General features: G+C 68.2%; 4 protein-coding genes. All 4 read right to left on the reverse strand.

The genetic code is table 11. The features are described from left to right. Window positions 1-33: 33 nt before the first annotated feature. Window positions 34-1,014 (reverse strand): thioredoxin-disulfide reductase, encoded by a 981-nt coding sequence (gene trxB / locus NA4_RS13700; protein WP_067469634.1) that lies wholly within the window; start codon window positions 1,012-1,014, stop codon window positions 34-36. Between the two features lie 128 nt (window positions 1,015-1,142). Continuing rightward, window positions 1,143-1,961, reverse strand: coding sequence for an RsmA family anti-sigma factor (locus NA4_RS13705; protein ID WP_067469637.1), 819 nt, complete (start codon window positions 1,959-1,961; stop codon window positions 1,143-1,145). 75 nt (window positions 1,962-2,036) lie between these two features. Continuing rightward, on the reverse strand, window positions 2,037-2,621 hold the full coding sequence (gene sigM / locus NA4_RS13710) for an RNA polymerase sigma factor SigM (protein ID WP_067469640.1): 585 nt from the start codon (window positions 2,619-2,621) through the stop codon (window positions 2,037-2,039). 307 nt (window positions 2,622-2,928) lie between these two features. Beyond that, a partial coding sequence (locus NA4_RS13715) for a murein biosynthesis integral membrane protein MurJ (protein WP_245671339.1) occupies window positions 2,929-6,757 on the reverse strand: 3,829 nt, incomplete at its 5' end.

The raw sequence follows: 6,757 nt of genomic DNA on the forward strand, positions 1-6,757 counted from the left end.
AATTTCTCCTTGAAATTACGGCGAGACGGAAGATCAGTTGGCGGGGACGGTGACCGACTCGCCCGCGTGCTCGAGGGTGTTCGCGGTGATATCGCCCTGCTCGGCCAGCCAGCGTTCGGCGTCGATGGCCGCTCGGCAGCCGGTGCCCGCGGCGGTGATCGCCTGGCGGTAGGTGTGATCGACGAGATCGCCCGCGGCGAAGACGCCCGTGATGTCGGTGGCGGTGGTGGGGTCCTGCACCAGCACGTATCCCTCGTCGTCCAGCGCGACCTGGCCCTTGATCAGCTCGCTGCGCGGGTCGTGGCCGATCGCGACGAACAGGCCGGTAGCTTGCAGTTCGGAGGTCTCGCCGGTGCGGGTGTCGCGCAGCGTCAGGTGGGTGACGCTGTTCTCACCGTGCACCTCGATCACCTCGGCGTTGAGCACGAACTTGATCTTTTCGTTCGCCTTCGCACGCTCCAGCATGATGCGGGAGGCGCGGAACTCCTCGCGGCGGTGCACGATGGTGACGCTGGAGGCGAACTTGGTCAGGAAGGTGGCCTCCTCCATCGCCGAGTCGCCGCCGCCGACCACGACGATGTCCTGGCCCTTGAAGAAGAAGCCGTCGCAGGTGGCGCAGGCGCTGACACCGCGTCCGAGTAACCGCTGTTCACCCGGGACGTTCAGATACCGCGCGGCCGAACCCATGGCGAGGATCACAGCGTAGGCCTCGTAGACCTCCTCGCCGACGGTGACCTTCTTGATCGGACCGGTGAGGTCCAGCGCGTCGACGTCCTCGGTGCGGATTTCCGCGCCGAACCGCTTGGCCTGCTCGCGCATCTCCTCCATGAGATCCGGGCCCATGATGCCGTCGCGGAAGCCGGGGAAGTTCTCCACCTCGGTGGTGGTCATCAGCGCACCGCCGAACTGGGTCCCCTCGAACAGCAGCGGCTCGAGCTCGGCCCGGCCCGCGTACACAGCGGCCGTATAGCCGGCAGGTCCGGAGCCGATGATGATCAGGTCGCGAACGCTCATGGGGCCCTTCCGGGGAGTTTCAGTGGACGTGTCGGTCGACGACAGGGACGTGTCGGTCAACAACAGGGTAATGGCTGTTGTTCCCGTGTTGTCCGGGTCACACCGTACGTGTGCCCGATTTCGCTGTGTCAGCCGATGTCCTGCACTGCCCTGCGTTGCGGATCGCCTGTCCCGCAGCCGGTCCCGACGACCAGGGCGGTGATGGTGGGTGGACGCAGACCGCTGAGCAGGATGAGGACCGCGTTGTGACCCCGGAAAGTGATGTCGGTGGAGCCGAGGACGGTTCGATCGAGTCCGTTGGCTCGGACGCAGCGGTCCAGGGCGGCCGGGTTGGCGAGGGAGCCGGTGACGGTGTGGCGGCCGAGGGCGGTGAGTGCGACGGCGGCTGTGAGTTCTTCGCCGACGTCGTTGTTTCCAGCGCTGGGTTGAGCGGTGGATGGTGCAGTGCCGTCACCGCCGCGCAGGGTCGAGACGACGCCGCCCACACCGGCGACGGCGAGGATCGCCGCGGCTGCCGCGGCCAACCAGCGCACCAGGCCGCGGCGGTGCTCGGCCGGCGCCATCGGTTGTGTGGATTCCGAAACCGTTGGTTCCCCGTCGGATTCATCTGTCCGCACAGACCGTAGCGAATGGATCTCGGCGTCCCGCGCAGTCGGGCCCTCGGGCGAGTCCAACTCGTCGACGAACTGGGTGAGCCGGGCGGCGACGTCGGCGGGCATGGTGTGGATGATGCGCTCGTCCCGGCCCAGGGCACAGAGCTCGGCGCTGACCTCGTCGAGTGACCGCAGGTAGCGCAGCGCCTGTGGGTCGCGCGCGACCGCGGGCAACAACTGCTCACGCTGCTTCGGCGCCACGTTGTCGGCGTGCAGGTCAGCGAGCAACTCGGCCGTGAATGCAGGCCGCGGCACCCCGGTCGCCATCACACCTCCGTCGTTCGCCTCTGCCATCGCGGCAATCCCCTCGCCGATGGGGGCTGCCCCTACATCGCTTCGCGGTTCGTCACTGTTAATGACGCATCCCGGCTACCTCCGGTTCCCCGGATCACGCAGAAATTCCAACCGCTGCTGCAACCGCTGCCGAGCCCGGGCACAACGGCTCTTGATCGTCCCCTCCGCCACACCCAGCAACGCGGCCGCCTCAGCCACGCTATACCCCTCCACGTCCACCGCCACCAACGCGGTGCGCTGCTCCGGCGGCAGCGAGAACAGGGCCCGATCGATCACCATCGACATCTCCAGCTCGGCCATCGCATCACGATCGTCCTTCGGTTCGGGCAAGGTCTCCGCTGTGAACGAGAACGCGCGCCTGGTCTTGTTGCGCCGGATCCGATCCAGGCACGCGTTCACCACGATCGCGTGCAACCAGCTGCGGACCTCGGCCTCACCGCGGAACGACCCGGCGGTGCGATGCGCCGACAACAACGCGTCCTGCAGCGAATCCGCCGCGTCCTCGCGGGTGTACGAGGTGCGCAACGCGGTCTGCCAGAGATGATCGTTATGCCTGCGCAGCAGCTCGGCGAACGCGTGCCGCTGGCCACGGACGTGCGCCCGCAGCAGTTCGACATCGGTGTACTCGTCGGGGATGAACGAGCGCTCGCGGTACGCCACCGGACGCGGCGTCCCCCTGCCAAACCCCTCGTTCAATTCGGACGACAATGCCAACCCCTTGGACAGCGCTCACGGCGGCAACGGACATGGTTGACCATCGCCGAGAATTTCGCAGCATCCGGGATCGAAAGCACCAGAACCCGGGAAGCTCCCCTGCTGAGAGCGCTCGAAGATCATATCGCCCGGCACGATTTGGCAGCAACCGAGAGGATCGGCGGAAATCGTGGAACGCGTGAGGTTTCCAGCGTGCGCGTGCGGATGGCCGCATCAGCGAGCACGTGCCGCGGAAGTCCGCGTGGATGCGGGGCTAAGGCGCTGCGTCGAAACGAATGTCGGCGATCGCGCTTTGGAACTGACCGCCGGAGTTCCCCAGTCCGGTGATCCAGACGAGCACATAGCGGGCGGCTTGGTCGGCCCGCACCGGGATGTCGGTGACGCCGTCATCCAGCCGGGCGGTACCGATCAGCTGTGTCTGATCGAGGGTCGGCGAGCCGGTGGGCGACGTGCGAATCTCCACCGACGTGCCCGCGCTGGGTGAATTGATCGAGACGTTCGTGAGCTTGGCGGGCGTGGGCAGCGTCGCAAGCAGCCCGACACCCTTCTTGAGCGCCGGGAACTGCTGGAAGTACTGATCTGTGCGCCACTGGGTGTCCGGGTCGTTGTCCAGCACCGCTTGGACGTTGGCGACGCCGTCGGGGGTGCCCTCCGGAGAGAACACCGTCACACCGGTGACGGGGACCGGCACGCCGGTCGATGTGAGGTTGGGGCCGGCCGCCGCGGGAGTCGGCGCAGGCTGGCTGTTGGTGGTCAGCCCGATATTGCGTTGTTCGTTCAGCGGTGCCTCCGAGGCGCCAGGTGCGAACACACTGACCATCCACCAGATGACGATGCCGACCACGAGCGCGGCGAGGATGCCGAGCCCGACCATGATCCACATCATGCGCTGCGAGCGTTCCCGTTCCGCCGCGAGCAGTTCCGGATCGGCGAGCGAGTCGTCGATGTTCGCGGGCGCGCGCTGACCGAGTCGGAGTACCGGGATGAAATCGGTCTTCTGGTCGACCACCGACGCCTGCTCGAGCACATGTTGGACCGTGGCGGCGGTGCGAACGCCCTTGTTCGACTCCAGTGAGCGCACGGCGACCGCGGAGATTTCGAACGGCACTTCGGGACGGATCTGTCGCGGCTCGATGGGGGTGCCGTCCGGTCCGAAGTCGGCCAGCCGCAAGCCGCCGACCGTGGCGGCGGCGCCGGTGACGCCGCCGGAGCGGATCGGCCAGCGAGCGGTGATCAGCGCATAGAGCATCGCGCCGAGCCCGCGCACGTCGGACTGCGCGTCCGAATCGGACAGCGTGCCAGGGAAGGCGAGTACCGCGTCACCGGACGCGCTGATGCGGACCCGGTCCGGATGATCGATGGACAGCGACCCACCGCCGCGGTGGGCCAACTCGGCCGCCGACGCGAGCGCACGGATGGCGCGCGCCGCACCGATCGGCGAGGGCACCGTCTCGGCCATCTCGCGCAGGGAGCGGCCCGGCGTCCACTCCGCGACCACAATGCCGCCGGAGCTGCCACGCACCACGTCCAGAACACGGGCGAGGCCGGGCGAATTGATCCGGCCGAGACGCAGCGTGCGGGACAGGATCGCCTGCGGGCCGTCGTGGCCGGAGTTGTCGGTCGCCTTCTGGTCGGCATCGACGAAGGTCAACGCGACCTCGCGGTCCAGCTTGATGTCCAGCGCCTGCCAGAACTTCAGGCCGCGCGCACCGCCGTGGCTCGCCAGCAGCCGGTAGCGGCCACCGGCCACCGACGCGCCCGGGATCAGCTTCGGACCGCGCGGAATGCGCCGAACGCCGAGGTTCTCCCCACCCATCGGTGGCATCTCCGGCGAACCGATGGGGATCATCCCGGTGTCGTACATCGGATCGCGCGGCGGCAGCTGATTCTCCTGCGGTCTCGCCGCGCCCGGATCCGGCGCAGCCGAGCCCGGCTCCTTGTTCGCGTACGCGGGATCCATCGGCTCCCCCGCGGTCGGCGGTACATCGGTGGACAGTCCGCCGGCCGTGGTCGCAGAAGAATCGGCGGCTGGGACGCCGCCCACCGCGTCGTCGCTCACCCTCGGTCCTCCTTCGCCCTGATATGTCGAGGTTCCGGCGAATTCGCCACTTGTGCTTCTCTGCCGAACAGGGTACGGGAACTCACCCACGCCGGTGCGGTCAACAGCTTCCGGTCTGATCACGGGCAGCACCATGGTCTGAGCATCCATGTACGGGTCGAAGCGCGGGTAGGCAAGATACGGGTCCGGCCTACGGAGCACCTGCGTGACGTAGGGATCTTCGACCGGGCTTTCCAGATCGAGCTCCGGTGCGGGCGGGGTCCAGCCGAGGCGCCGCGAGATGGCCACCGTGATGGCGACGATCTCCGGGATCCCTGCGAGCCGCATCAGGCCGAAGGCCACCGCGAACATGACGACCGCGGTGATCGCCACCCGGATCAGCGAGCCGGGACCGTCGAAGGTCGCGGTCAGCCGGTCCAGCCCGAGTACCCGGTCCACAATCCACGTCACCGCGCCGCCGGCCAGTGACGCCAGCACCACCCGTGTCACCGTGCGGCCGACGTTGCTCATCCGGAGATCGCCCAGGCTGCGGTGCAGCAGGAAGCCGCCGACCACGGCGCCGACCGCGAAGCCGAGGCCGTTCGCGACGCCGAGCGCGATCACCACGTGCTCGGCGTCGGTGACCATCGGGGCCAGCGCCGAGAAGACGATCTTCGCGGCGGTGATGCCGAGAATGATCCAGGTCGGAATCCAGGCCTGTTCTCTGGCGTAGAACACGCGCAGGTGGATGAGCACGAGGGAATACGGGATCAGTGCGAACGCCGACCAGCTGACCGCGAGGCCGAGGCGCTCGGCGTCGGAGCCGAAGTTGCCGTAGCCGTACAGCGCCTGACCGACCTGCGGGCCGGCCAGCGTGAGGAAGGTGACCACCGGAACCAGGGCGATCATGGTCAGCCGGGTTGCTGCGGAGAGATCGTCCACCACCGCGGGCGTGTCGTCGGCCGCGGCGTTGCGGCTCAGCCGCGGCATGATCGCCGTGAGCACCGTGACACCGAGCACGCCGTAGGGCAGTTGCAGCAACAGCCATGCGTTGTTGTAGATCGCCGGGCCGGCCGCGTCGGCATGCGAGGAGATCCGCGTGGCGAAAACGAAGCCCGCCTGGCTGATCAGGACGTACAGGACGATGGCGGCGCCCATGCCGCCGAACTGCTTGAGCCGGTCGTCGATCCCCCAGAGCGGACGCAGGTCGATGCCAGCCCTGCGGATCGCCGGAATCAAGCTGACCGCCTGCACCACGACGCCGCTCAGCACGCCGACGCCGAGCACGAGCAGCTTGGGATCGCTCATCTGGACCGGATCCAGAGTGATCTCCCCTGGCATCAACACGTACAGGCCGAGTACGGCCAGCACGACCAGATTGTTCAGCACGGGCGCCCACGCACCGGGCTTGAACATCTGCCTGGTGTTCAAGATCGCCGTGAGCAGTGCCGACATGCCGTAGAACAGGATCGCGGGCAGCAGGAGGAAGGCCAGCGCCGTTGTGAGGGCGGTGTTGACCTGGCCGTCGTCGGACAGGAAGACGTGCGTGGTCAGCACCGGCGCCGCCGCCGTAGCCAGCAGGGCGGCGGTGGCCAGGACTACGAAAGCCGCGGTCACCAAGCGCCGGACGAAAGCGGCCCCGCGATCGGGGTCCTCCTGTTCCGCGCGCACCAGCGTCGGCACCACGATGGCGGTGAGGACCGCGCCGAGCACCAACTCCGCGATCATGTTCGGGATCTGGCTGGCGACGGTGAACGCGCTGGCGATGGCAGGGCCGAGCACGGTCAGCAGCAGCAGCTGCTTGCCGAACCCGGTGATGCGGCTGATCAGCGTCGCGAACGCGATCGATCCCGAATCACTGAGCAGGCGGGAACTCGAACTCTGCGTCGATTCCTCGTCCTTCGGCGGCTCCGCGGTAGCGACGGCCGACCACTCCCTGGTCCGGGGGCGATCCGGCTCGGCGGGCTCGTGCCGGACCGGCGCGGGCGGCCGCTGCCGTGGTGGTTGCGGTGGCGGGAACTGCTGCGGCTGCTGCGGCTGCTGC

It is taken from the genome of Nocardia amamiensis NBRC 102102 (assembly GCF_001612745.1).
In the GTDB taxonomy this organism is placed as follows: domain Bacteria; phylum Actinomycetota; class Actinomycetes; order Mycobacteriales; family Mycobacteriaceae; genus Nocardia; species Nocardia amamiensis.